We start from the raw sequence: 23,659 nt of genomic DNA, 5'->3' as shown, positions 1-23,659 counted from the left end.
GAAAGGTGAAAGGTGAAAGCAAAGTCAAAACAAGCACGCCTGTAAAACCTGTTTCATCTTTTTCATTGATAAAAGTATTTCAAAGCGAAGCTACCCCCCTGAAAAACATAACATCAAAACAAGCAGGCTAAAGCCAGCGCCCCTTCAATGATGTGGCGTCAGCTTATAATCACATAATCAAAACAAGCACGCCTGCAAAACCTGTTTCATCTTTTTCATCGATAAAAGTATTTCAAAGCGAAGCTACTCTTTCCCTGAAAAACATAACATCAAAACAAACAGGCTAAAGCCAGCGCCCCTTCACAGATGTGTCGTCAGCTTATAAGCACATAATCAAACAAGCACGCCTGCAAAACCTGTTTCATCTTTTTCATCGATAAAAGTATTTCAAAGCGAAGCTACTCTTTCCCTGAAAAACATAACATCAAAACAAACAGGCTAAAGCCAGCGCCCCTTCACAGATGTGTCGTCAGCTTATAAGCACATAATCAAACAAGCACGCCTGTAAAACCTGTTTCATCTTTTTCATCGATAAAAGTATTTCAAAGCGAAGCGACTCTCCCCTGAAAAAACATAACATCAAAACAAGCAGGCTAAAGCAAGCGCCCCTTCAAAGATGTGCCGTCAGCTTATAAGCACATAATCAAACAAGCACGCCTGTAAAACCTGTTTCATCTTTTTCATCGATAAAAGTATTTCAAAGCGAAGCTACTCTCCCCTGAAAAACATAACATCAAAACAAGCAGGCTGAGATAAATCAACAGGCATAAAAAAACCTTCTCTGTCGCCAGAGAAGGTTTATAAACTAAAACGAATTAAATAAAATTATTTAATTGCTAGTAGTTCAACTTCAAATACTAATGTTGCGTGAGGACCGATTGCAGCACCTGCGCCACGTTCGCCATATGCAAGACCAGCTGGGATAGCTAGTTTGTATTTAGCACCTGGAGACATTAATTGTAGTGCTTCAGTCCAACCAGCGATAACACCGCCAACTGGGAACTCAGCTGGTTGACCACGTTCAACAGAGCTATCAAATACTGTACCGTCGATTAAAGAACCGTGGTAATGAACACTTACTGTAGATTCAGCAGTTGGTTTCTCACCTTCACCTTCAGCGATAACTTCGTATTGAAGACCAGATTCAGTTACTGTTACGCCATCTTTTTTAGCGTTTTCAGCTAGGAATGCTTCACCAGCTGCACCTAATACTTTAGCTTGCTCAGCAGCAGCTGCTTGCATGCGCTCAGAGATTACTTGGAAAGCTGCTTGAAGGTCTTGTTGAGAAACCTTGCTTTCAGCACCAGCGAAAGCATCAGCAATACCAGCAGAAACAGCAGAGATATCTAAACCCTCAAAAGGATTAGAAGCAAGTTGCTCACCCATTTGTAAACCGATACCGTAACTTGCTTGTTGCTCTTGAGTAGTATATTCAGACATAATTATTCTCTTATATAATTGAATTTTTGGGTTTCCCCATCGATGTTACTAATTATATGGGGAACAAAAATAAGATTTAAAGGGAAAACCATAAAAAAATACATTTTCTTTAAATAAATTTAAAAACCCCTTAAAAAACAAAGACAATCTATCTTAATTCTTTATTTTAATTGTTGTTTTAAGCCCGCGGTTAATAAATATACCTGCTCAGATATCGCAGCTACTTTCTGATTTAATTTACCTAACTGATCCGCATATCGCCTTTGTAATGGTGTTTCGCCAATCAAGCCACAACCAACCTCACCCGTTACTATAATCACATGACATTTTGCATCTTTCAAAAATGCTAATAAGGCCGTTTGTTGCTCAGCCATGATTGCTAGGTTTTCCTGAAGTGTATTTTTCAGTGATAGATACCAGCCAACCCAAGTGGATAAACATTCAATTAAAACAATATTGTCGGGTTTATCTAAAGACTTTAAAACCGATAACAGATCTAATGTTTGATAATTCAATTCATGGGTGGTGATTGGTTGCCCAAAACGCAACTCACGATTTTGTTGATGTAGTTTGATACGTTCAATAGTTTCTTCACCAAAGGCAATACTAGTGGCGATGTAAGCAGGCTTCAATGCATTGTTTTTAGTCAACTCTAATAACAGATCTTCTGCAGCGTCACTTTTGCCACTGCGTACACCGCCTATAAATAATTGAACCATGTTTACCCTTTAATATTAATATGACTATGTTGCTCATAGTACAGAATACAGTGTTAAATGAATGCTTTAAATATATTGCCTTATCGTAGTTATAAAAACAGAAACCACTTAGCACCCGCCATTATATACAAAACCTTGAATCTGTTTCGTTATAAGTCCTGTTTATCAACAAAAGCAATTGGAATAAATTAGCTTCAACGCCAATAAAGGCGACCTAAATAGTGGAGTAAATATTATGTCTGCAATGCAATTACAAAGAGCACAAGAACTTAGATTACCTTCTCAAGCAGCAATGTTATACAGAGAATCTTCAGTACAACATTTCTGGGATACTAATAAATCAACCTTAGTTGATGCCTGGGCTGAATGGGAAAAAACACAGGAAAGTTTATTCCTATTAAACGGTAGTCTTTTTGATAAAGAGTTACGTGAAGCAGTCACTCAAGCTTGGCAAGACCCTAGCAAAGAGTTAGCAGTTAAAGATCTACTAACAGAAGTAGCGCCAGACGTGTATCAATTACAATTGTTTGACCCAACAAAATTAGCGGAATTAAGAGCGTATTTAGAAAGCGCGTGGAATGCACAAATTCCATTACGACCACCTTACGGTATTGCTTTAAACCGTGGTGGAGCAATGTTAGATAAACGCTCTGAAGGTTGCTTTGCAGCACCGAGCTTCCAAGCTTTTTATCAAGAGGTGTTAGATGTTTATATGCGACCAATTTCGCGCCTATTATTCCCTGAAATAATCGGGTTTGATACACAAACATTTGGTTTTTCTATTAACTATAAACCAACGACTGATAGCTCTCTTCGCCCACATTCGGACGCATCAGCTGTTACATTAAACGTAAATTTAAATGTACCAGGAGAAGAGTTTACTGGTTCAAGCGTGGACTTTTATGACCAAAACACCCGTCAATTAGTACCGCTTAAATTTACACCGGGTAGCGCGATGTTACACCGAGGATCTGTTGTTCACACAGCACAACCGATCAGAAGTGGTGAACGAACTAACTTTGTAATGTGGTTATTTGGTGATAGAGGACAAGTTCCGTACCCAAATATTGAAAGACCAAGCATACCAGCAAGTGAACGTTGGACAGAAGTACACAGTGTAGCCGATAGCTACGCACCTTTTTAGTATTTAAAAAGGCAAAATGAACATTCACCTTTGCTAGGCGCGAAACCTAGTAAAGGTGATGCCTTTCTATAATATTAAGCAGCAATCTCACTTAGTTTGAAGCGTCCTCATATTGATTAATAAGCCCTAATGTCAGAAACAAAATAACAATAAATCGAAATGCTCCCTCTTGCCCATTGCAAATAGGTGATTAAGAAAGATTCCGAACCAATTGTCATAAAACCAGTAAACCATAAAATAATCCCTACAAATAGCCCTATATTCGCTAACTTTTTAGCCTGGTTAAATTGAGCTTTATCTTGGGTTAAGGTTTTAAGCATATTGATTGCGCCTAAAAAGACATAACAAACTAACCACCCCTTCACTCGCAATAATCAACCAATAAAACAGATTATGTAAAAATGTTGACCCAATGGCGCGCGATTTCAACTGATTACCTTCAAAGGTTGTATCCATGGTAAGTACATGTTCTACAAAGGTATAATTAGAGCCATCATTCACAATGTTATTATAAGAAACTACCTCCCGTAAATAACGCTCCCCTGCCACTAACAACGTTTTTATTACTCTCAAATGCCCCATACCCACTTATCCTCATATTTATTTTAAATTAACTTTCCAATGTTCAATTTCAATATTTATCCTATTTAATCAAGTCAATTATTCATAGAACACAAACAATCAATCCGTTCAGACAAATAAAAGCGCAATCTATAGCAGCTTAAGGTGAAAGCTGAAATTAGGGATGGAATTCAATCTATGACGACTTGCAAGCGAGTAATAACTAGAGGCTATGATAATAAGGAGGGGCTACTGACATCATTTTTAACCAAGTAAATTAAATTGGATAAGCACTTATTCGCGCTTAAATGGGGAATGACTTGCACCATTAGATAAGTTAATAAAAATCAGGATAGCGAGTGATTACGTACTATAACCAAGTAACTTATCAATCTTGCCCTCTTACGATTAACTTAAAAAGGCAAAATTAACCGTTTTATAGGCGCTATCTATTTGGTTTTATTGATCAGGTTTTTACCTCGGCCTATTTTAATTGTTTTTGAGATGGTATTACGCAGGAGATTATCAATAACCCCTACTTTTCTTTTCCAGTATTCGCCCGGTCGACCTGTAAAGGAGGTCACATGAAAATAATCTAAACCACTAGGAGATATTTCCGAGAAATAATAATTTGAAACACAACAGCGTGGTGTATCAGTCACAACTGGGCTCACCGAATGCCATGATCTATCGTTCGTTTCCATCACTAATAAACGATTGAACTTAGCAACAATTGTCTCAGGAACAGTGACCTTTGCATCCCATAGTTCAAAATTTCCACCATTTTCTAGTATCCATTCGGGTGTCACGTAATATAACAAGTTTAAACGACGGTAACTGATGCTCACCCACTTTAGTAGACACCTCCTCTATACACTGAGGAGGTTGAAATGCCCAAATATACACAACCAAGAAAGACCTGGTTTTATCCAGTAAGCTTTAAAATTAAAGCGGTCAAACTAAGCTTAAGAGACGATGTAATGTCTAAGGATGTTGCTTCAGCACTTGATATTCATCCATTAATGTTAAGTCGGTGGCGAAAAGAGTATCGAGAAGGAAAGTTCTTAAAGGTACAGCGCTACAGTGTCGATAGTGAAAATATGAAAAAAGTCCCTACTAAAAAAGAATTAACTGCAATTCAGAAGCTTCAGAAAGAAAATGAGCGTTTGAAATTGGAGAATGATTTGCTAAAAAAGTGGCAACGGTATCTGGCGGAAGTACATCAGAACGATTTGGATTCATCCAAAGGTTCGGAGAAGTCTTAGGCGTCAAATACCTTTGTGAATGGCTTGAGGTCTCTCGCAGTGGCTACTATGCCTGGTTAAAAAGGTCTATTTCGGTGAGGGCCTTATCAGATGCAGTTTTGTTGCAAAGTATTAAGAAAGTGTTTAACGATAATCACCAAACTTATGGAAGCCCCCGAGTCTTTCATGCCTTAAAAAGGGCTGGCATAAGAACAAGTGGAAAGCGGGTTGCACGATTAATGCGTGAAAATGGGCTAAGGGCACGGGCAATAAAAACTTATAGCAAGCCCGCTAAGATAAAGTTCTTTTATAAAGAAATACAAAATGAACGTAAGAATATTGAGAAGCCAACAGATATCAATCAACAATGGTCAGGTGATATTACGTATCTTAAAGTTGGAACTAAGTGGCACTATCTTGCAGTCGTTATTGACTTGTTTTCACGTAGAGTTATCGGATGGGCTTTTGGGAAGAACAAATCTACAGAGCTTACTCTTAAAGCATTACGTTTGGCGATTAAAAAGCGTCAACCTGTCAATCGTGTATTGTTTCATACAGACCGAGGTGCGGAATATAGAGCACATAATGTTCAGGAATATTTAAAAAGACACAACATTAATGCGAGTATGAATCGACCAGGGTGTTGCACGGACAATGCAGAAGTAGAGTCATTTTTTCACTCGCTTAAAGCCGATTTAATTCGAGGAAATCGTTTTGAAACAATGAGTAAGTTGCATTCTAAGCTTAAAGGCTATTTAAACTATTTTTATAATCGACAGCGCTTGCATTCGAGCTTAGGATATAAAACACCTGTAGAATATGAATTAGCAAAGATATAACAAGTGGAAGGTGTCCACTTTTTCGGGTGAAGATCAAACGCTGTCTGTTGCCATCATGACTATTATCAATATGTGGATTTAAAAAATCACCTTTAAACATCATAGACAACCCGCCCGCATACAAAGTGGGGTCACCTTGCAACGCTTTCATGCCTACTAACTCTGAAATTTTTTCAATCACCTCCGGTAACTGAAATGCTTTAGTAATGTCATTTAATATAGGAGCGCTATCCGCTAAGGCAGCAAAGGTACTTTTTTGTTCGCGAAAGCTTTTACGTTGGTGGAAGCCATCTCCTTGCTTAGGGAAAGCCGCATAGATTGCATCCGCTAATTCAACAGGCAGTACATTATCAATATAGAAATAATGTGTTGCGGTGCCTTGAGGTGTCGGCCATTGCTGTAAAATAGCCTCGCTTTCAGCTTCAAGCTTAGCGACGATCAGCTTTTTTATGACTTCTAATTTCATAGGTTAGTATCCAATAGGGAATTAATAACTCGAGTTCAAGTAATCAGCGTAAAATACTGTTAATAAAACTTATCGCTCGCAACATAACCGCAAACATCTTAGCTACTTTTATTACAATAATTACAACACAAACTGCTTTAACTCGTTCATGAAACTTCCCTGTAGATGATCATTTTATATAACGCTTGTGCATCTTCTATCCTTGGTTATTCACCTGTATATCAGTATGTCCAAATAAGTCATTAAAACGACAGCCACGGTAATTGATAATTACTTGATGTTCAATTAGTTATTCAACTATATTTAAATTATTGGGTAAATAAGGGGATATTAAGAATTGAAAAGGATAAAAAAAGCGTCAGCATAAAGCTATCTCGTTCCCACGGTCCCTATGGTAATGCATAGTGTTATACCTCGCCTACGCTCGTCTTATTAGAGAGGGACTTATGACCCCACAACTTCAAGGGAAGAATCGGTTTTAAAAATAGCTAAATTGAGTTCTTCAGTTTTGCCTAACCAATATGCCATCTCGGTATGATCTTTTAAGTTATCGCCTGTTATTCCGTGAACAAAAATAGTTAACCCATTTCGTTCACGCTCAAGCCAGGGAATAAGTATATCAAAATCATCTGAAGTAAAAGCAATTTGGCAGCTCCATTTAGGATGTGGGCCTATATTTCGGTGGTGAACTCGCCCCACTGCTAGCCCAAATAAGTTAGCTGCTTTTTCACATAACATAGTGGCAAAGGTAACAGTATCTTGATCGAAATAAACATGTGCATGGTACTTATCATGCTCATTGACTGGAAACCTTGCTACATTCATTAACTCACCCATTTTTTTGTTTATCAACCTAGAAGTAATTAGGTATATGACAGTACTTTGTACAAGCAACGAGAAAGCCATTGATACTTGATACCAGTCATAATAAAAATTCGGATAATTATCGCCCAATACATCTGTCACTTTAATGAGATTAAGCGGCCAAACACAATATAAGTTTGATAATTCAGCATCTAAAATCATCAATAAGAATAACGTTATCACTGAAAAAACAAATGAAATTGTAAAGATCTTCACTAATGGCACCTCATATTAACTCAAAGATATAATCTGTTATCAAATAGTATTTATCCATATTTACAATGAATAAAGAAACCTAATCTATTTTAATTTGATGTCACAATAGCAATTTTATTTAACTAATCCAGATGTTAACCACAAGAATAAAACCTTAATCATGTCGATAGAGAGAAAACCTGATTAACAGCAAAATATTAAAAACGTAAATACCTCGTTCCCACGGTCCTCCGTGGTAATGCCTAGTTTGATTTACTTGAAGTATAAAACCTTGTCCACGCTCGCCTTATACCAATTGTATTAAATAACTGATCTAAATTTTGCGCCGGAAAAATGGCTTAGTTTGAGGCGTAAGTTGATGTAAATGGTTGTTCCCTATACGAAACTTACAACGAAAAAATAAGTTGTTTTAACAAGTAAAATAGATCAATTACTTACTATGATTGGTATAAAAAGACTGAACTCCAAATCACTTTCTAATCCAAGTCATGCAATGCTTTTGTAAAACTCAACGGTGGGGATGAATATAACCACTTAACGCATCGACTTAATTGGTTAGTCTGTATTAACAAGGTGGATATGCAATGAGAACCACCAGGGTTTTAAGACAGGATAATTTATAGGAAAATATTAATAGAGAAGAACAAGCAAAAGCTAGATAGCAAAAAGGCTCATCACTTTTCAGCCATGAGCCTTTTATTATGTTACTGAAACGAAAAAGGGCTTCTCATATGAGAAGCCCTTTTTCTTAATGTGGCGGAGGAGGAGAGATTTGAACTCTCGGAGAGCTATTAACCCTCGCTGGTTTTCAAGACCAGTGCATTCAGCCGCTCTGCCACCCCTCCGCAGAACGAGACGAATAATACAGAGTTTAAGCCTTGTTTGTAAAGGAACTTTTTGCAAAAAAAAACTGTTTGTCGAATAATCCAACAAACAGTTTAAATAAAAAACATTCTGAGCAATTCTTATACCGGCCAGACCAAACTACTATTACCAATTACCATCACTAACTACCAGCTACTAATTGAGATCGCTTATTTAAAACGATCAGTGTGTGCTTCCGGATGTTGTTCTGCGTGACACTTAAATAGATACTCAGTTAGCGATGAAAGTGTACTGTCATCACCCTCTTTGCCTAATGAGTAAGCCACAGTATGTTTATCAATACGGCGAATTTGCGAACCTGAAATCGCTAAGCGCTCCTGATCTGGTAACTGTAGGTAAATATTATTCAACTCTTTAGGTAACGTTTCGTTTTCAGGATCATCAATCAGTAAAGAGATACCTGAAGCCGATAAGTCTTTTACACGGTAAGGTAAAACATCGCCTTCTTCATTAACAATACTCATGGCAGTATTATTAGATAAACGCCATGCACGGAGTTGATCACCCGTTTCAAAAATCTTAGGTGATTTTAAGCTCATGCTAAAATTATTGAAGTCGCCCATTTGCATCTGCACAGGAAACACTAAGTGGTGATTACCGTAATTAGCCACGAGTTGTAAATCATCCGCTAACCCAAGTTGAAACAATAATGCTTCTTCACCTGTTTTGCCTGTAATGTCATAAACCAGTTCTTTATTTTCTGCTTTTTCTGTTTCCGCTAACATTTCAGACAGCAAATCTAATTCCTGATCGTTAATTAATAATTCTTCATGTAGTTTATTAGCCATCTGATGTCGCCTTCTGTCACTTGTAAATTATTTGATACTATTACTTTACTGCAGTTTTCACTTTTTATGTCCAAAAAATTAACTTTTTATGTAGTTCTTTATCTCAATATTTCATATTTCTTAAAAAATAGCCTTTGATTCTTCATAAATATTGTTGCAAGGCAACTGCTACTGTATCCTACAGCCCTTATTATTTCATTTTTCATTGCAGGCAGACTGAATATGCAAGAGTTATACAACCCTAAAGAGATTGAAGCTAAATTCCAAAAATATTGGGATGACAATCAATCATTTAAAGCGACAGAAGATCCATCAAAAGAGAAATACTACTGCCTCTCTATGTTCCCTTACCCAAGTGGAAAGCTACACATGGGTCACGTGCGTAACTACACTATCGGTGATGTTGTTTCTCGTTTCCAACGCATGCAAGGCAAAAATGTAATGCAACCTATGGGTTGGGATGCATTTGGTTTACCTGCAGAAAACGCGGCTATTAAAAACAATACAGCACCAGCTGGCTGGACTTACGAAAATATCGCATACATGAAAACTCAGCTTAAACAGCTAGGTTTTGGTTATGACTGGAGTCGTGAGTTAGCAACTTGCCAACCGGAATACTACCGTTGGGAACAATGGTTCTTCACTAAATTATTAGAAAAAGATTTAGTGTACAAAAAAATGGCAACGGTAAACTGGGATCCAGTGGACCAAACTGTATTAGCTAACGAGCAAGTTATTGATGGTCGTGGATGGCGTTCTGGTGCGGTTGTTGAACAAAAAGAGATCCCACAGTGGTTTATTAAAATCTCAGCTTACGCACAAGAGTTATTAGATGATTTAGACCAACTAGAAGAATGGCCAGAGCAAGTACGTACCATGCAGAAAAACTGGATTGGTCGCTCTGAAGGCATCGAAATGGACTTTAAAGTGGCAAATAGCGATGAAACTTTCTCTGTCTACACTACACGTCCTGACACGGTAATGGGTGTCACTTATGTAGCCGTTGCTGCACAACATCCTTTAGCACTTGAAGCGGCTAAATCAAATCCAACGTTAGCTGCATTTTGTGAAAGCTGTAAAAACGTGAAATTAGCGGAAGCTGATTTAGCAACCATGCCTAAAGAAGGTGTAGATACAGGTCTTAAAGCGATCCACCCTATTACGGGTAAAGAAGTACCAATTTGGACGGCTAACTTTGTATTAATGGGTTACGGATCTGGCGCGGTAATGTCAGTGCCTGCACATGACCAACGTGATTTTGAGTTTGCTAAGCAATACGGTTTAGATATTAAAGCGGTAATCAAACCTGCTGATGCTGACGTTGATGTAAGCGCTGAAGCATACACTGAGAAAGGTGTTTGTTTTAACTCTGGTGATTTTGCTGAATTAGAAGGGTTAACGTTTGAAGCAGCATTTGATGCCGTTGAAGCTAAATTAGTGAGTGAAAATAAAGGTAAACGTCAAGTTAACTTTCGTCTACGTGACTGGGGCGTTTCTCGTCAGCGTTACTGGGGCGCTCCAATCCCAACACTAACATTAGAAGATGGCACAGTTGTACCTGTACCAGAAGACCAACTACCGGTTGTGTTACCTGAAGATGTAAAAATGAATGGCATCACGTCGCCAATCAAAGCAGATTTAGAATGGGCAAAAACCACTTACCAAGGTCAACCTGCAACACACGAAACAGATACTTTTGATACCTTTATGGAATCAAGCTGGTACTACGCACGCTACTGTTCACCACAAAGTGATGACCAGATGCTTGACCCAGAAAAAGCAAACTACTGGTTACCAGTAGATCAATACATTGGTGGTATTGAGCACGCAATTTTACACCTTCTATACTCGCGCTTTTTCCACAAGTTATTACGTGACTTTGGATTAGTAAACAGCGATGAACCATACAAGAAGCTATTAACCCAAGGTATGGTACTAGCAGACGCTTACTACTACGAAGACGAGAAAGGCGGTAAAGTTTGGGTTGCACCAACGGATGCGATCACAGAAACTGATGCAAAAGGTAAAGTAATTTCAGCGAAAACCGCTGACGGTCAAGTGTTAGTTTATGACGGCATGAGCAAGATGTCTAAATCAAAGAATAACGGTATTGACCCACAGTTAATGATTGATAAATATGGCGCAGACAGCGTACGTTTATTCATGATGTTTGCTGCACCTTCAGATCAAACTCTTGAATGGTCTGACTCTGCATTAGAAGGTTCTTTACGTTTCCTTAAACGCTTATGGAAATTAGCATTTGACCACGTACAAGCGGGTGATGTAGCAGATTTAGATGTGAAAGCATTTAATGACAACCAAAAAACATTACGCAGAGAAGTACATAAAACAATTGCTAAAGTAAGTGATGATGTAGGTCGTCGTCAAACCTTTAATACAGCAATTGCAGCTGTGATGGAGTTAATGAACAAATTAACTAAAGCACCAACAGCTGAAGCACAAGATCGTGCTATTTTACAAGAAGCATTAGTGGCTATTTCTAGACTACTATCACCAATCACACCACATATTTGTGCAGAATTGCACACGTTATTAGGCTCTGAGGGTGATATTTTATCTGCACCTTGGCCAGCAGTGGATGAGTCAGCGTTAGTTGAAGATTCAAAACTGATTGTGGTACAAGTAAATGGTAAATTGCGTGCAAAATTAACAGTGCCAGCAGACGCTTCACAGGAACAAGTTGAAGCACAAGCAAACGCTGAAGAAAACGTAAATAAATTTACTGAAGGCAAAACAGTACGTAAAGTGATTTACGTACCGGTAAGTTACTGAATATCGTAGCTAACTAAATTTATTATTGCCATTAACGGCACTAATAAATAAACCAACAAACCACTTAATCATAAGTGGTTTGTTGGTATTTTATTTTACTTAAAACAAATCAACCTATTTAATTGTCATAGACACTACAAAAGGCTTTTTTATGTATTCACTTCGCCCGCAAGCTTTTTATCGCCGCTTTATGTTATTTGCGACTTTGGCAATGACAGTCATCCTCTCTGGTTGTGGCTTTCACTTAAAACACAGTGATGGTTTAGTTGAGAAATTCCCTGAAGTATATGTACAAACTAATAACCCTAAGGGTGAGTTAGCGCGTCTGGTTAAATTCCGTCTATTGGGTGCTAATATTAAAGTAGCAGTTGCACCGAATGAAGATACTCCAATCCTAAGATTGATATCAGAAAAACAGAGTAAACGTACTATCTCTTTATATGCAACGGCACAAAATGCTGAAAAAGAGATTGGTTACATTATGAAGTACTCTATTAAAATGCCAAATTACACACCGAAAAATTACAGTGTAAATTTATACCGTGACTTTTTATACGACTCTACTCAAGCATTAGCAAAATCTCGTGAAGAGGAACAATTAATTGAGGAGTTACGTGTAGTAGCCGCTGACCATATCATCTCTACTATGTTAAGCCTTGAAAACGATTCACCAGAGTAACGGTTAATGCGCATTTACCCAGAACAGCTATTAAAGCAGCTGCAACAAAAGTTGCCTAGCTGCTGTTTAATCTTTGGTGATGAAGCACTATTAACCATTGAAGCGTTTGAGCAAGTACAAGCGCATGCTAAGCAACAAGGCTTTTTAGAGCGTTTTAGTTATAGCCTAGATGGCAGCTTCGACAAAGACCAAATATTCAGTCAGTTTAATACTTTATCGCTTTTCTCTGAGCGACAGATCATTGAATTAACCCTGTCTAAAACCACCAAAGACAACACTGATTTTATTAAAGAGATCACCCCTTTATTAAACTCTGATACGTTATTAGTGCTTAAGGGCCCTAAACTAACGGCACAACAGTTAAAGAGTGCTTGGTTTACTAAACTTGAGCAACAAGGTTTATTTGTTTCTACCAACGCATTGCTGCCTCAACGTTTTCCTCAATGGTTATATCAACGTTTAAAAGTGGTGAGTTTAACGGCTGATAATGAAGTGATTGACTTTTTAACCTTGCATTTTGAAGGTAATTTATTAGCAGCAAAACAAGAGATAGAAAAACTATCTATTCTCTTTCCAAAACAACATTTACATTTACCACAAGTCGAGCAAAGTATTACGACGCATAACCATTTCAGCTTGTTTCAATGGATAGATAGTTTATTGGCCGGTGATAAAGCACGTAATGCACGTATTATTAAACAACTGAATGCCGAAGGGACTGAGCTTTTGTTATTAAGCGCGACGCTCAGCAGTGAAGTACAGAAACTACTGAATTATGCTTATCAGTTAAATAGCATGTCACTAGGTCAAGTACTTGCCCAACAAAAGCCCAAGCTATGGCCAGCCAAACAAGCTTTAATCACACAGGCGCTAACCCGCTTAAATACAGCTCAATTAGAAAGTATCTTAATTGCTTGTGCCGACTTGGAAGTATCGGTTAAAGTAAAAAACAGGTCAGATACTTGGTTACAACTAGACGCCATCTGTTATCAATTTTTCAAATAAAGGCATTGAATGAATAAAACACACGAGTCTGCAATCGGCTTTCTGGGTGGTACTTTTGACCCTATTCATTTTGGACATTTACGTCCTGCATTAGAGATCCAAGAAGCGCTTAATTTGCAGTCTTTATATCTGATGCCAAATTATATCGCACCGCACAAGGCAACAAGTTTAGCCAGTACTGAGCAACGTATTGAGATGGTTAAATTAGCCATTCAAGACAACCCTAGATTACAACTGAATACTCAAGAGTTATTACGCACTTCGCCTAGTTATACCCTAGAAACCTTAAAGCTATTACGTTCTCAACACCCAAACACCCCGATCTGTTTCATCATGGGAATGGACTCATTAATCAACTTTGATTCTTGGTATCATTACCAATATATTTTGGACTATTGTCATATTGTGGTCAGCCATCGGCCTGGTTGGTCACCTATCTTTAATGAAACGGTTTCACAAATGGTGGCGGAACATCAAACGCTTGATGCAACTCAGCTGCATAGTACTTTACATGGTTGCATCTATTTTCAAAGCACCACACAACTGGATATTTCTTCTTCACAAATTCGCCAATTATTGGCAAATAATCAATCTATTGATTTTTTAACACCTCATCCTGTCTGCAATTATATTAAGGAGCAAAACTGTTACTAACAAATAAGTTATTGGTATTAAACTGACTTTTACCTTCGATAATAAATCTACACAAAAATAAAGGAATAGTATTATGTTAGATCTGATCAAAAATAAAATCGCCAAACCGCTCAGCCTGTTAGCCGTTTCTACTTCAATTTTATTAAGCGTACCAGCAGTTCATGCTGCGACTACTTCCCAACCAGCTATCTTTAGTCAAATGGCTATTCATCATCCAGTTTGGGCAAAAAGTGGTATGGTAGCGACACAGGAAGCACTGGCAACTAAAATTGGTGTGGAGATATTAAAACAAGGTGGTAACGCAGTAGATGCGGCCGTAGCCGTTGGTTACGCATTAGCCGTGACTTTACCGAGAGCTGGTAACCTAGGCGGTGGTGGTTTTATGCTTGTTTATTTAGCTGATAAAGAGCAAGTCATAGCCATCGATTATCGAGAAAAAGCGCCCGCAGCTGCATCACGTGATATGTACTTAGATGATAATGGAGATGTGGTGCCTAACTTGTCTAAATTCCATGGTTTAGCGATTGGTACGCCGGGTACAGTAATGGGTTTAGAGCACGCACGTAAAACTTACGGCACACTTTCTAGAGAGGCCTTAATAGCACCAGCGATGAAACTAGCAAAAGACGGTATTATCGTGACGCCAGACTTAGAAAGCTCGTTAACAGCCATGCAAGAGCGGTTAAGTAAATGGCCTAATACCAGTAAAATCTTTTATAAAGAAGATGGCTCAAACTACCACGCGGGTGATCTACTTAAGCAAACTGATTTAGCCAAGACCCTTTCTTTGATCAGTGAGCAAGGTGAAAAAGGGTTTTATCAAGGTCCAGTAGCAGACGCGATTGTTGCGAGTATTAAAGAAGCTGGCGGTAGTGTTAGTAAGCAAGATTTACTCGATTACAACTTCGTTGACCGTAAAGCCATTGAAGGGACTTATCGAGGTTACGAAATCTTCTCTATGCCACCACCCTCTTCTGGCGGTGTACACATAGTACAAATCCTTAATATGTTAGAAAACTATGACCTTAAGAAAATGGGCCATAACAGTGCTCAGCATATCCATACCATGGTAGAAAGCATGCGTCGCGCATACGCAGACCGTAGCTTACATCTAGGGGATAGCGACTTTGTTAAAGTACCAGTTAAAACATTAACCAGTAAAAAGTATGCAAAACAGTTAGTGGATGGTATTGACCCAGACAAAGCAACACCAAGCTCTGAAATTCTACCTGATGCTGATTTACCTTATGAAAGTAACCAAACCACTCACTTTAGTATCGTTGATAAATGGGGTAACGCCGTTGCTAATACTTACACCTTAAACTATAGCTATGGGTCAGGGATTGTTGCGCAAGGTACAGGGGTTTTATTAAATAATGAAATGGATGATTTCTCTTCAAAACCAGGCGTAGCTAATGGCTATGGCTTAATTGGTGGTGAAGCAAATGCCATTGAACCAGGAAAACGCCCATTAAGCTCAATGAGTCCAACGGTTATCTTAAAGGATGATCAGTTATTTATGGTAACGGGTACACCAGGTGGATCACGTATTATCACCACCACATTGCAAGTAATTTCAAATGTTATCGACTTTGATATGAATGTCGCTGATGCGAGTGCTGCACCCCGTATTCATCATCAGTGGTTACCGGATTATATTCGTATGGAGTCTGGTTTGAGTTTAGATACGATAAAACTATTAGAAGCAAAAGGTCATACACTAAAAGTTGAATCAGCAATGGGCAGCACGCAAAGTATTATTAAATCTGAATCAGGTTTATATGGCGCGTCAGATCCGCGTAGACCATCTGCATTAAGTGAAGGTTATTAAGCGATAAACTAGTAAACCTAAAGCCCGACAGCAATTTACCCGTTAGTGAGTGAGATTATTAACGGTAAATTGCTTTTTTATCTCTAATAGCAATTATACCAATTGTATTAAATAACTGATCTAAATTTTGCGCCGGAAAAATGGCTTAGTTTGAGGAGTAAGTTGATGTAAATGGTTGTTCCCTATACGAAACTTACAACGAAAAAATAAGTTGTTTTAACAAGTAAAATAGATCAGTTACTTACTATGATTGGTATTACACCAAATAACTGATTATTTTTGTAAGTGATGCAAAAGCAGTTGTTGAACTGCGGAATTAACCTGCTCTGGTGTGGTAAAAACTAACCCGTACTGTACTTCGTTATTGACCCCCAGCTCTTTTACACTTTTTAACGATACCGAGAGGGTGACTGTTGGACTTCCATCACCTAGATTGGCCATGAGTTGATAGATACTGCCCTCCGATAGGGTTTCTTCTTTTTTGCAAACAAATGCACAACCATTAATGGATAAATCAATTAATACGCCATTTGCTAATACGGTTTCATTTTCAACATTAACCAATGAAGCTTCAATACTCACATCCACTCTACGATGCTTTCTTAAGCCTACTGTTTCGATACTTTTTGGGTAATCCAATACTAGCCAACGCCCAGTAATTGTCATAATTTTTTGAATGGCAGTACGAAAGGCGGTGACATTAGCTTGCTGTTGCTCACTGTTCATAAACCGAACAATAATATCATTGTTTTCTTTAAGGTGCGGTAGCGCTTTGATCCAACTAGCATCATTACCAAAGGCTAAAATCACAGACATATTCGGGTCAATACCAATCAAGCGTGATTTTAAACGAATCGGCTTAGTAGGCGTAATGACTTGAATATGTACTATTTCACCACACTTGACATGATTCAAACGAGTCAGTTCTCGATTATCAATACCAGTCACTTCCCCCTCCCCTTATTCCTTTACCTAACCTTAAATAAGTAATAGGCGCCATTTTATATTGAGAAATATTTTATTAAGCTTATTAAATCATAAAACCATCTTTTATAAAGCAAATTTTAAATATGAGACTTCTATTTAACGAACAAATTTGCGTGGGTGGTGATACCCGTCACTATCAGTTATGATCCCGCTTAAGTTCATCACACGAGAAAAATCATGACACAACCGGTTATTAGCAAAAAACAACTTATCGATACATTGACACTTTGGCATCAACAAAAAATCGATAATGAACAATTACAAGATTGGATGGTGACACACTTTGATCCACCAGAAACATTAATTGGTGAAGATGAGCCAGAGTTGATTCAGGAAGCAATGCACGTGATCATGAATGAGTACGAACTGGCGAAGTTAGATAAGTTTAAGGAACAAGGATACGAGTTTGCGATGCAGTTTTTACAATGTAATGAAGATAACTTTACTCAGCTAAGACAGCAATTTATCCATCAAGGTTTCAGCGATTAATTCAGGAACGAAGTCAGTTTGTAATTAACTGCCTTTATTAAAAGCAGATGAAATGTGATCTATAAATAGCGTGCCATTTTATAGTAAGCGACGCCACTTTTATAAAATAGCGTCCCTTCTATTTCAAACCCAAAACCTTGATAAAATGCCACAGCAGATTCTCTTGCATCAAACCAAAAATAGGTGGTGCCTGTGTCTTTTAATTTATTAATAATAAACTTCAACATCAAGCTACCCGCTCCCTGCCCTTGATAATCAGGTAAAGTAGCAAATTTCCTTAATCGCGCTTGGCCAGCATTGAAATAAACGGAAGCAACGCAAATCAACTGCCCATTTAACTGTACAGCAAAATGAGATGCCTGTTGATCACCTTCAACGACACAAAACTCTGGAGGCTTATCAGGCCATAACACCTGATGACGAATAATAATGGTTTGTTGCCAATCTATTTTAATAATACGCAAGTTAGCGGCCTTTTAAGGTTTTTTTAACATCGATTTACAAGTCATTTAGCCTGTTGACACTGCCAACAAAAGTCAAAGGAAGCATCATTACTTTCATTACAAGCAGAGCAGGTCCAATCAGGTGAATCAGCCCCTTGTTGAGCTTTTGTAGCGATTGCCAATGCTTGTTGATGATCATTATCGTCAAAAACCCAAATTTCAGGCCAACTATCTATGGCAGACGTTTCCCCCATTGCCCCCTGTGTAAACTCGTTTTTCATGAAGACTTGGATACCTTGCGCTTCAATAAGGTTTTTTATATTACCGACAATAAAGTGATTATCATGGCTATACACTAGTTTCATTCTGACCGCCTAGGTTATCTATTCATTTTATTACTCTTTGATAATGAACAGACCGGAATTAATCCACATATATTTCCATCTCTTCACCAATTTTTTTACGCATTTCCATCAGCTTAACCGCGGTTTCATGTTGTTTAATATCTTCTTCGCTTTCTGGCACCCATTGTGGAACTAATTCAGATTGACCATTTTGGTCAACAGCGACCATGATCACGATGCAATGTGTTGTGGTGCGTTTGTTAAGAGATTTAGGGTCACAGGCATTCACTTCTAAAGCTATATGCATTGAGGTTTTACCCGTATAGACAACTTTTGCTTTTACTTCCACTAAACTGCCAACATGGATCGGCGCAACAAAGCGAATCCCACCAGCATAGGCTGTCACACAATAACGGCCACTCCAACCCGCAGCACAAGCATAAGCAGCAAGGTCAATCCATTTCATTACTGCGCCACCGTGTACCTTCCCACCAAAATTGACATCCTGTGTTTCAGCTAAAAATCGAAGTGTTATTTCACGTTGTGGTTTTTTCATTATTATTCTCATTAAGTTATGGGGAGCTTTAAATCTATATCGTTCACAAAGGCTTAGCAAATATTTAATTGTCTATTCGTCATTAACGCCATTTAGATGATTATTTAAACAATTAATATTTAATGTCTAGATATCAATAAGATATTATAAAACAGCGTAATTGGTTCTTTTATTAATTTTCTATACCGATCATACTTTGAGGCCAAAATAATGAAAGCACAAAAATAATACTCACAATGTAGTACAATTAATAACAAAAAATCACTGCCAATGACTTTTGAGCAGTAAATAAGAATGATTGAACATTGAAATGGATTGTTATGAAGGTAGACATTAACCAATTACATACGGCAATTTGGATTTATGATATTGATGCTTTTGCAATCACATGGGCCAATCCAGCGGCACTCATGTTATGGGATAGCTCGAGTATTGAGGACTTATCACAACGTAACCTCAAAACAGGCCAATCAGATGCAGTACGGGAAACCATAGAACAATACCGAACCGCCTTCAAAGAAAATAAAGTACTACAAGAGAATTGGACCTTCTCACCAAAAGGAAAAGAGATAGAAGCTTTATGTCAATTCTCTGGTATTCAGCTAGAGGATGGGCGACTAGCAATGCTAGTAGAAGCAACGCCAACTTTACCAAATACCAACATGCAATTTAAAAGCGCGACTATCCTCTCTTTATATGATTTAGACGGGGAATTGCTCAGTGCAAATCCACCTTTTTCGAAAAATTTTCACAGTAGTACAAGCCATTTAAAAGCGCTCTTTTGCCACCCTCAAGATGCCATTAATTTAATACAAACTGTCAATCAAGGTGCAACCTTTGAGTCAGATATTCTAATGGATACCTGCCACGGTGAGGTTTGGTTTAGGGTGATTGCCAACCGCATTAATAACCAAGATAACTCATCACATATTTTACTTAGTCAATATGATATTCATAAAATTAAAGTAATAGAACAAAACCTACGACAACAAGCTTGGGCAGACCCTTTAACCAATTTAATCAATAGGCGCGGTTTAGTGGAAAAATTAACGCCTATGTTTGAAAATAATACGCCATTCACTCTGCTGTATATCGATTTGGACGGCTTTAAAATGGTTAATGATTCTTTAGGTCACTTACAGGGTGACGATATATTATTAAAGGTTAGTAAACGACTCAAAGCGCAAATACAAGATGGTGACACGCTGTGCCGTTTCGGGGGAGATGAATTCATTTTTATTATTGAAAATGGAGGAACACAAAGTGATATCTCCACGACCTTGCGCTGCCAAGCAATCATTGATGCCTTAAGCGAACCTTACCAAAGCTTTTTAGGCCGAGATTTACTGCTATCTGCCAGTATTGGAATTGCAGAATTCCCCAGTGATGCACAACATTATGAGCAGATCGTTGCCTATGCCGATGCTGCTATGTATCACGCGAAAAAACTCGGTAAAAAACAGTGGGTGCAATACCAAGTTGGAATGGAGAATGCGCAGAAACGCTTAAGTGTAGTGGCTCAGAAATTATCTTTTGCCTTAAGCAATAATGAACTGTGTTTACATTACCAACCGGTAATTAATTACTCTACTGGAGAGATAGTCTCTTTTGAAGCTTTATTAAGATGGTATAACCAGGAGTTAGGCTATGTTTCACCAGAGGAAGCGGTTCGTATCGCCGAAGAAGTTGGTTTGATATGTGAGATTGAAAATTGGGTGCTAGACCAAGCTTTGCATGATTTAGTAACCTTTAAGCAGTTACTCAATGACGACATCACCATGGCGGTAAACTTATCTGGTTTACACTTAGTAAACCCCAATTTAGTAGAGACAACTTTATACCTACTCAGTAAACATGAATTACAACCGCAGGACTTGATTATTGAGTTAACGGAAAGTGTATTATTAACCGATGTAAACCATGAAAATAGTCCAATTAACGCCCTGACTAGCCAACATATTAACGTGAGTATCGATGACTTTGGAACAGGCTATTCTTCTTTGGCTTACCTACATACGATCCCAGCGACCACAGTAAAAGTGGATAAATCGTTTCTCGACAACACCAACAACACCTTAACCCTTAAGTGTATCCAACGTTTAGTAAAAGACCTTTCCATGAATAGTTTAATTGAAGGTATTGAGACTAAACAGCAAGCAGAGTTGTTAAATGCTTTAGGTTATCACTTACAACAAGGCTACTACCATGGCCGCCCTCAGCCACTTTCATATTACTTAAGTGCAGACACACAGAGACAATCAGAAGTTTGAGATTGATGACATTGTTCAACGATTGTTAACAGTTCCCGCTCTAATTTTTTTAATTGGGTTATCTTATTTCGTATATCCGTTAAATGGCTCTGTACGATATCGTGAGATTGCTGGCCGCTATTAAATTGACCTCCCTGCAGTTCAATCAACTGTTTGATCTCTTCAAGACTAAACCCTAAAGCACGGCTATGGCAGATTAAGTGTAAGCGGTCACAATGTGCCTGTGAGTATTGACGTTGATTGCCCGTACTTCGCATCGCTTTTTGTAATACCCCAATGCCTTCGTAATAACGGATTGTTGGTATTTTACATTGTGTCATTTTACTCAGCTCACCAATTGAATAAATCATGATATCTCCCCCTTTTGTTCAAAATAAAACTTGAACCTCTAGTGACTAGAGCTTGTAGACTATTTTAGTAGACCCTAATTCATTAATCAAAGAGGTACAAGTTATGGCTGGATGTTGTCATCATGAATCTGATTTTACTGGGATTGACCCTGCTTATAAACGCATCTTAATCGCAGTCATTTTAATCAACGCTATCATGTTTTTAGTGGAGATGCTCGCTGGGGTTAAATCTAATTCACAGGCACTACAGGCCGATGCATTAGACTTTTTAGGTGATAGCCTAACCTACGGCATTAGTTTATGGGCCATTGGAAAATCCCTCACCCTGCGTAGTAATATAGCGATGTTAAAGGGCGTTAGCTTGTTACTGATGGCTATCTATGTATTAGCTTCAACATTCTATAAGCTTTGGTTTACTGTCACGCCTGACGCTGGCATCATGAGTAGTATTGCCATTTTAGCTTTTGCCGCCAATGTATTAAGTGTGTTGCTATTAATGAAATACAAAGATGGTGACGCTAACGTGCGCTCAGTATGGTTGTGCAGCCGTAATGATGCCATTGGTAACTTAGTGGTGTTACTAGCTGCTTCAGGCGTATGGGTTACGGACAGTGCATTACCCGACCTGATTGTAGCCGCCTTCTTAGCGACTCTGTTTTTGAGTTCATCAAAACAAATTATCCAACAGGCAAGACACGAGAAAAAACATGCACTTGAAAAAGACCACTGAGCATAAGTCTTTTGCTAAGCGGCGTCCTATAGCCGCTTAGTTTTTACTTGTCCTTTTTCATAAAAAACACAAAAAGGCGATGCAAATAACATAAACACCCTTTTACAAAAATTTAACCTGCCCTTATGATGGAGAATAAAACAATTAATTATTATTCACATTGGAAATTGTTATGCAGCCTATTTTATATTCTTTTAGACGTTGCCCTTACGCAATGCGAGCAAGGTTGGCACTTGCAATTAGCGAACAATCAGTACGACTCAGAGAAATTGTATTAAAACATAAACCAGCTGAACTATTAGCTATTTCACCTAATAAAACCATTCCAGTATTACAATTAGCACAACAAGCGACACCTGATATAGTACTTGATGAAAGTTTAGAAATAATGGTGTGGGCTTTGTCAGAAAACGATCCTGAACAGTGGTTATCTCCTTCTATTGAAGAGATGTTAGAGCTGATCGATATTAGCGATTACGAATTTAAACCTTGGTTAGATAGGTATAAATATGCAGATCGCCATCCTGAACACACACTAGATTATTACCGTCAACAAGCAGAAGAGTTTATTTTTCTATTAGAATCACGTCTAAATGAACATCCCTACTTGTTTTCAGATCGTATTAGTTTAGCAGATATGGCTATTTTTCCGTTTATTCGTCAATTTGCCAGTGTTGATAGGGCTTGGTTTGACCAAGCAGGTTATGGGCAAGTTAAACAATGGTTAGAGACATTAATGGCCAGTGACTTATTTGCCAAGTGCATGAAAAAATATCCAACATGGTTGGAGTCAGGTGAAGAGGTTCAATTCCCTTAACAGGTAAAGTGAGGTGTAATATGGCGACGTTAATAACAAAGTATCATGGCTTAAGCCGTTTTTTCACTGGATTTCAGCGATCATTGTGATTGGCTTATTTGCTGCTGGTTATTGGATGGTAGATTTAAGCTATTACAGTGAATGGTACAAAACGGCGCCACATTGGCACAAATCCGTAGGTCTTTGTTTTGTGGCATTTACCACAGCTCGTTTAATATGGAAATTACTCTCAACCGCACCAGCAATGGAAGGCTCAGCATTTGAAAAAAGCAGCCAGCGCAGCGCATATACTGATTTATATTTTGTTATTTACTATGTTTTTATCCGGTTATTTAATTTCAACAGCCGATGGTCGAGGCATTGATGTCTTTGATTGGTTTGAAGTACCTGGATTAGGCTCTTTTATAGAAGACCAAGCTGATTATGCGGGATTAGTACATGAATACGTCGCTTATACCTTAATTGGATTAGCGAGCTTACATGCCCTAGCTGCATTGAAGCACCATTTTATTAATAAAGATAACACCCTAAAGAAAATGCTTTAA

At 38.2% G+C, this 23,659-nt stretch carries 24 protein-coding genes, 1 tRNA gene and 2 pseudogenes; 13 read left to right on the top strand and 14 right to left on the bottom strand.

The annotated features are described in order from the left end of the window. Window positions 1-5 precede the first annotated feature (5 nt). Window positions 6-131, top strand: a complete 126-nt coding sequence (locus ACLKL2_RS19470) for a hypothetical protein (RefSeq protein ID WP_413692873.1) — start codon at window positions 6-8, stop codon at window positions 129-131. A 694-nt stretch (window positions 132-825) separates the two neighbouring features. Here the strand turns inward: ACLKL2_RS19470 and ACLKL2_RS19465 are convergent. Together ACLKL2_RS19465 and ACLKL2_RS19460 are read right to left on the bottom strand one after the other, a co-directional pair. Beyond that, window positions 826-1,440 (bottom strand): FKBP-type peptidyl-prolyl cis-trans isomerase, encoded by a 615-nt coding sequence (locus ACLKL2_RS19465; protein WP_113817919.1) that lies wholly within the window; start codon window positions 1,438-1,440, stop codon window positions 826-828. A gap of 161 nt (window positions 1,441-1,601) precedes the next feature. Then, window positions 1,602-2,159 (bottom strand): bifunctional adenosylcobinamide kinase/adenosylcobinamide-phosphate guanylyltransferase, encoded by a 558-nt coding sequence (locus ACLKL2_RS19460; RefSeq protein ID WP_413692872.1) that lies wholly within the window; start codon window positions 2,157-2,159, stop codon window positions 1,602-1,604. A 235-nt stretch (window positions 2,160-2,394) separates the two neighbouring features. On the opposite strand from ACLKL2_RS19460, the gene ACLKL2_RS19455 reads away from it, so the two are divergent. Continuing rightward, window positions 2,395-3,303, top strand: coding sequence for a 2OG-Fe(II) oxygenase family protein (locus tag ACLKL2_RS19455; RefSeq protein WP_413692871.1), 909 nt, complete (start codon window positions 2,395-2,397; stop codon window positions 3,301-3,303). A 116-nt stretch (window positions 3,304-3,419) separates the two neighbouring features. Here the strand turns inward: ACLKL2_RS19455 and ACLKL2_RS19450 are convergent, their stop codons facing one another. The 3 genes from ACLKL2_RS19450 to ACLKL2_RS19440 form a co-directional block, all read right to left on the bottom strand. Continuing rightward, a complete protein-coding gene (locus ACLKL2_RS19450) occupies window positions 3,420-3,623 on the bottom strand; it encodes a DUF2165 family protein (RefSeq protein ID WP_413692870.1) in 204 nt (67 codons plus the stop codon). Continuing rightward, window positions 3,616-3,885: a DUF2165 family protein gene (locus ACLKL2_RS19445; protein ID WP_413694370.1), complete on the bottom strand. Its 270-nt coding sequence runs from the start codon at window positions 3,883-3,885 to the stop codon at window positions 3,616-3,618. Before ACLKL2_RS19445 ends, ACLKL2_RS19450 begins: the two co-directional genes overlap by 8 nt. A gap of 428 nt (window positions 3,886-4,313) precedes the next feature. After that, window positions 4,314-4,712, bottom strand: a complete 399-nt coding sequence (locus ACLKL2_RS19440) for a 2OG-Fe(II) oxygenase (RefSeq protein ID WP_413692869.1) — start codon at window positions 4,710-4,712, stop codon at window positions 4,314-4,316. A gap of 42 nt (window positions 4,713-4,754) precedes the next feature. On the opposite strand from ACLKL2_RS19440, the gene ACLKL2_RS19435 reads away from it, so the two are divergent. After that, window positions 4,755-5,947, top strand: a protein-coding gene (locus ACLKL2_RS19435) for an IS3 family transposase (protein ID WP_113820519.1) whose coding sequence is annotated in 2 segments (ribosomal slippage) — window positions 4,755-5,060 and window positions 5,063-5,947 — 1,191 coding nt in all. Because the reading frame shifts where the segments join, the coding sequence is not laid out codon by codon here. Here ACLKL2_RS19435 and ACLKL2_RS19430 read toward each other — a convergent pair. The 4 genes from ACLKL2_RS19430 to ACLKL2_RS19415 form a co-directional block, all read right to left on the bottom strand. Next, window positions 5,853-6,413, bottom strand: a complete 561-nt coding sequence (locus tag ACLKL2_RS19430; RefSeq protein ID WP_413692868.1) for a hypothetical protein — start codon at window positions 6,411-6,413, stop codon at window positions 5,853-5,855. The two genes, ACLKL2_RS19435 and ACLKL2_RS19430, sit on opposite strands and share 95 nt — an antisense overlap. Window positions 6,414-6,857: 444 nt before the next feature. Next, window positions 6,858-7,493 carry a DOPA 4,5-dioxygenase family protein gene (locus ACLKL2_RS19425; protein ID WP_413692867.1) on the bottom strand — a complete coding sequence of 212 codons (636 nt, stop codon included), beginning with the start codon at window positions 7,491-7,493 and terminating at the stop codon, window positions 6,858-6,860. Between the two features lie 754 nt (window positions 7,494-8,247). After that, window positions 8,248-8,338: transfer RNA gene (locus ACLKL2_RS19420), tRNA-Ser, on the bottom strand. Between the two features lie 189 nt (window positions 8,339-8,527). Further along, entirely contained in the window at window positions 8,528-9,166 is a 639-nt protein-coding gene (locus tag ACLKL2_RS19415; protein ID WP_413692866.1) for a PilZ domain-containing protein, read from the bottom strand. Window positions 9,167-9,388: 222 nt separating this feature from the next. Between ACLKL2_RS19415 and leuS the strand changes: the two are divergent. From leuS to ggt, 5 genes and pseudogenes are all read left to right on the top strand, one after another. Further along, a pseudogene (gene leuS, locus ACLKL2_RS19410) lies at window positions 9,389-11,976 on the top strand (leucine--tRNA ligase). Between the two features lie 134 nt (window positions 11,977-12,110). Beyond that, window positions 12,111-12,638: an LPS assembly lipoprotein LptE gene (gene lptE / locus ACLKL2_RS19405; protein WP_413692865.1), complete on the top strand. Its 528-nt coding sequence runs from the start codon at window positions 12,111-12,113 to the stop codon at window positions 12,636-12,638. A gap of 6 nt (window positions 12,639-12,644) precedes the next feature. Further along, window positions 12,645-13,643 carry a DNA polymerase III subunit delta gene (gene holA, locus ACLKL2_RS19400; RefSeq protein ID WP_413692864.1) on the top strand — a complete coding sequence of 333 codons (999 nt, stop codon included), beginning with the start codon at window positions 12,645-12,647 and terminating at the stop codon, window positions 13,641-13,643. Window positions 13,644-13,652: 9 nt separating this feature from the next. Further along, the gene (nadD, locus tag ACLKL2_RS19395; protein WP_413692863.1) at window positions 13,653-14,297 is read left to right on the top strand and encodes a nicotinate-nucleotide adenylyltransferase; all 645 of its coding nucleotides are present in this window, start codon (window positions 13,653-13,655) and stop codon (window positions 14,295-14,297) included. A gap of 73 nt (window positions 14,298-14,370) precedes the next feature. Further along, a complete protein-coding gene (ggt, locus tag ACLKL2_RS19390) occupies window positions 14,371-16,128 on the top strand; it encodes a gamma-glutamyltransferase (protein WP_413692862.1) in 1,758 nt (585 codons plus the stop codon). Between the two features lie 273 nt (window positions 16,129-16,401). On the opposite strand, the gene ACLKL2_RS19385 is transcribed toward ggt, so the two are convergent. Next, complete coding sequence (locus ACLKL2_RS19385; RefSeq protein WP_181817682.1) at window positions 16,402-17,076, bottom strand: PilZ domain-containing protein; 675 nt, start codon at window positions 17,074-17,076, stop codon at window positions 16,402-16,404. A 216-nt stretch (window positions 17,077-17,292) separates the two neighbouring features. On the opposite strand from ACLKL2_RS19385, the gene ACLKL2_RS19380 reads away from it, so the two are divergent. Further along, window positions 17,293-17,604 (top strand): hypothetical protein, encoded by a 312-nt coding sequence (locus tag ACLKL2_RS19380; RefSeq protein WP_113817823.1) that lies wholly within the window; start codon window positions 17,293-17,295, stop codon window positions 17,602-17,604. Between the two features lie 59 nt (window positions 17,605-17,663). Here the strand turns inward: ACLKL2_RS19380 and ACLKL2_RS19375 are convergent, their stop codons facing one another. The 3 genes from ACLKL2_RS19375 to ACLKL2_RS19365 are packed head-to-tail and all read right to left on the bottom strand — an operon-like array spanning window position 17,664 to window position 18,947. After that, window positions 17,664-18,068: a GNAT family N-acetyltransferase gene (locus tag ACLKL2_RS19375; RefSeq protein ID WP_413692861.1), complete on the bottom strand. Its 405-nt coding sequence runs from the start codon at window positions 18,066-18,068 to the stop codon at window positions 17,664-17,666. Window positions 18,069-18,109: 41 nt separating this feature from the next. Beyond that, the gene (locus ACLKL2_RS19370) at window positions 18,110-18,412 is read right to left on the bottom strand and encodes a DUF2007 domain-containing protein (RefSeq protein WP_413692860.1); all 303 of its coding nucleotides are present in this window, start codon (window positions 18,410-18,412) and stop codon (window positions 18,110-18,112) included. A 58-nt stretch (window positions 18,413-18,470) separates the two neighbouring features. Further along, complete coding sequence (locus ACLKL2_RS19365; RefSeq protein ID WP_113817826.1) at window positions 18,471-18,947, bottom strand: acyl-CoA thioesterase; 477 nt, start codon at window positions 18,945-18,947, stop codon at window positions 18,471-18,473. A 320-nt stretch (window positions 18,948-19,267) separates the two neighbouring features. Here ACLKL2_RS19365 and ACLKL2_RS19360 point away from each other — a divergent pair, with 320 nt between their 5' ends. Next, on the top strand, window positions 19,268-21,217 hold the full coding sequence (locus tag ACLKL2_RS19360) for a sensor domain-containing protein (RefSeq protein WP_413692859.1): 1,950 nt from the start codon (window positions 19,268-19,270) through the stop codon (window positions 21,215-21,217). Here the strand turns inward: ACLKL2_RS19360 and ACLKL2_RS19355 are convergent. After that, entirely contained in the window at window positions 21,178-21,567 is a 390-nt protein-coding gene (locus ACLKL2_RS19355) for a MerR family transcriptional regulator (protein ID WP_413692858.1), read from the bottom strand. The genes ACLKL2_RS19360 and ACLKL2_RS19355 overlap by 40 nt on opposite strands. A gap of 103 nt (window positions 21,568-21,670) precedes the next feature. Here ACLKL2_RS19355 and ACLKL2_RS19350 point away from each other — a divergent pair, with 103 nt between their 5' ends. From ACLKL2_RS19350 to ACLKL2_RS19340, 3 genes and pseudogenes are all read left to right on the top strand, one after another. Then, window positions 21,671-22,297, top strand: coding sequence for a cation transporter (locus ACLKL2_RS19350; RefSeq protein ID WP_113817829.1), 627 nt, complete (start codon window positions 21,671-21,673; stop codon window positions 22,295-22,297). Window positions 22,298-22,469: 172 nt separating this feature from the next. Continuing rightward, window positions 22,470-23,114, top strand: coding sequence for a glutathione S-transferase (locus ACLKL2_RS19345; protein WP_413692857.1), 645 nt, complete (start codon window positions 22,470-22,472; stop codon window positions 23,112-23,114). Window positions 23,115-23,199: 85 nt separating this feature from the next. Beyond that, window positions 23,200-23,659, top strand: a pseudogene (locus tag ACLKL2_RS19340) (cytochrome b).

Source organism: Psychromonas sp. KJ10-2 (genome assembly GCF_047323255.1).
Lineage (GTDB): Bacteria > Pseudomonadota > Gammaproteobacteria > Enterobacterales > Psychromonadaceae > Psychromonas.
This window is presented reverse-complemented; position numbering and strand designations above follow the sequence as displayed.

Excerpts from the sequence above, each read along its gene's own strand:
- ACLKL2_RS19465 (WP_113817919.1), bottom strand. The coding sequence starts at position 1,440 with ATGTCTGAATATACTACTCAAGAGCAACAAGCAAGTTACGGTATCGGT.
- ACLKL2_RS19460 (WP_413692872.1), bottom strand. The coding sequence starts at position 2,159 with ATGGTTCAATTATTTATAGGCGGTGTACGCAGTGGCAAAAGTGACGCT.
- ACLKL2_RS19455 (WP_413692871.1), top strand. The coding sequence starts at position 2,395 with ATGTCTGCAATGCAATTACAAAGAGCACAAGAACTTAGATTACCTTCT.
- ACLKL2_RS19450 (WP_413692870.1), bottom strand. The coding sequence starts at position 3,623 with ATGCTTAAAACCTTAACCCAAGATAAAGCTCAATTTAACCAGGCTAAA.
- ACLKL2_RS19445 (WP_413694370.1), bottom strand. The coding sequence starts at position 3,885 with ATGGGGCATTTGAGAGTAATAAAAACGTTGTTAGTGGCAGGGGAGCGT.
- ACLKL2_RS19430 (WP_413692868.1), bottom strand. The coding sequence starts at position 6,413 with ATGAAATTAGAAGTCATAAAAAAGCTGATCGTCGCTAAGCTTGAAGCT.
- ACLKL2_RS19415 (WP_413692866.1), bottom strand. The coding sequence starts at position 9,166 with ATGGCTAATAAACTACATGAAGAATTATTAATTAACGATCAGGAATTA.
- lptE (WP_413692865.1), top strand. The coding sequence starts at position 12,111 with ATGTATTCACTTCGCCCGCAAGCTTTTTATCGCCGCTTTATGTTATTT.
- holA (WP_413692864.1), top strand. The coding sequence starts at position 12,645 with ATGCGCATTTACCCAGAACAGCTATTAAAGCAGCTGCAACAAAAGTTG.
- nadD (WP_413692863.1), top strand. The coding sequence starts at position 13,653 with ATGAATAAAACACACGAGTCTGCAATCGGCTTTCTGGGTGGTACTTTT.
- ggt (WP_413692862.1), top strand. The coding sequence starts at position 14,371 with ATGTTAGATCTGATCAAAAATAAAATCGCCAAACCGCTCAGCCTGTTA.
- ACLKL2_RS19380 (WP_113817823.1), top strand. The coding sequence starts at position 17,293 with ATGACACAACCGGTTATTAGCAAAAAACAACTTATCGATACATTGACA.
- ACLKL2_RS19370 (WP_413692860.1), bottom strand. The coding sequence starts at position 18,412 with ATGAAACTAGTGTATAGCCATGATAATCACTTTATTGTCGGTAATATA.
- ACLKL2_RS19365 (WP_113817826.1), bottom strand. The coding sequence starts at position 18,947 with ATGAAAAAACCACAACGTGAAATAACACTTCGATTTTTAGCTGAAACA.
- ACLKL2_RS19360 (WP_413692859.1), top strand. The coding sequence starts at position 19,268 with ATGAAGGTAGACATTAACCAATTACATACGGCAATTTGGATTTATGAT.
- ACLKL2_RS19355 (WP_413692858.1), bottom strand. The coding sequence starts at position 21,567 with ATGATTTATTCAATTGGTGAGCTGAGTAAAATGACACAATGTAAAATA.
- ACLKL2_RS19350 (WP_113817829.1), top strand. The coding sequence starts at position 21,671 with ATGGCTGGATGTTGTCATCATGAATCTGATTTTACTGGGATTGACCCT.
- ACLKL2_RS19345 (WP_413692857.1), top strand. The coding sequence starts at position 22,470 with ATGCAGCCTATTTTATATTCTTTTAGACGTTGCCCTTACGCAATGCGA.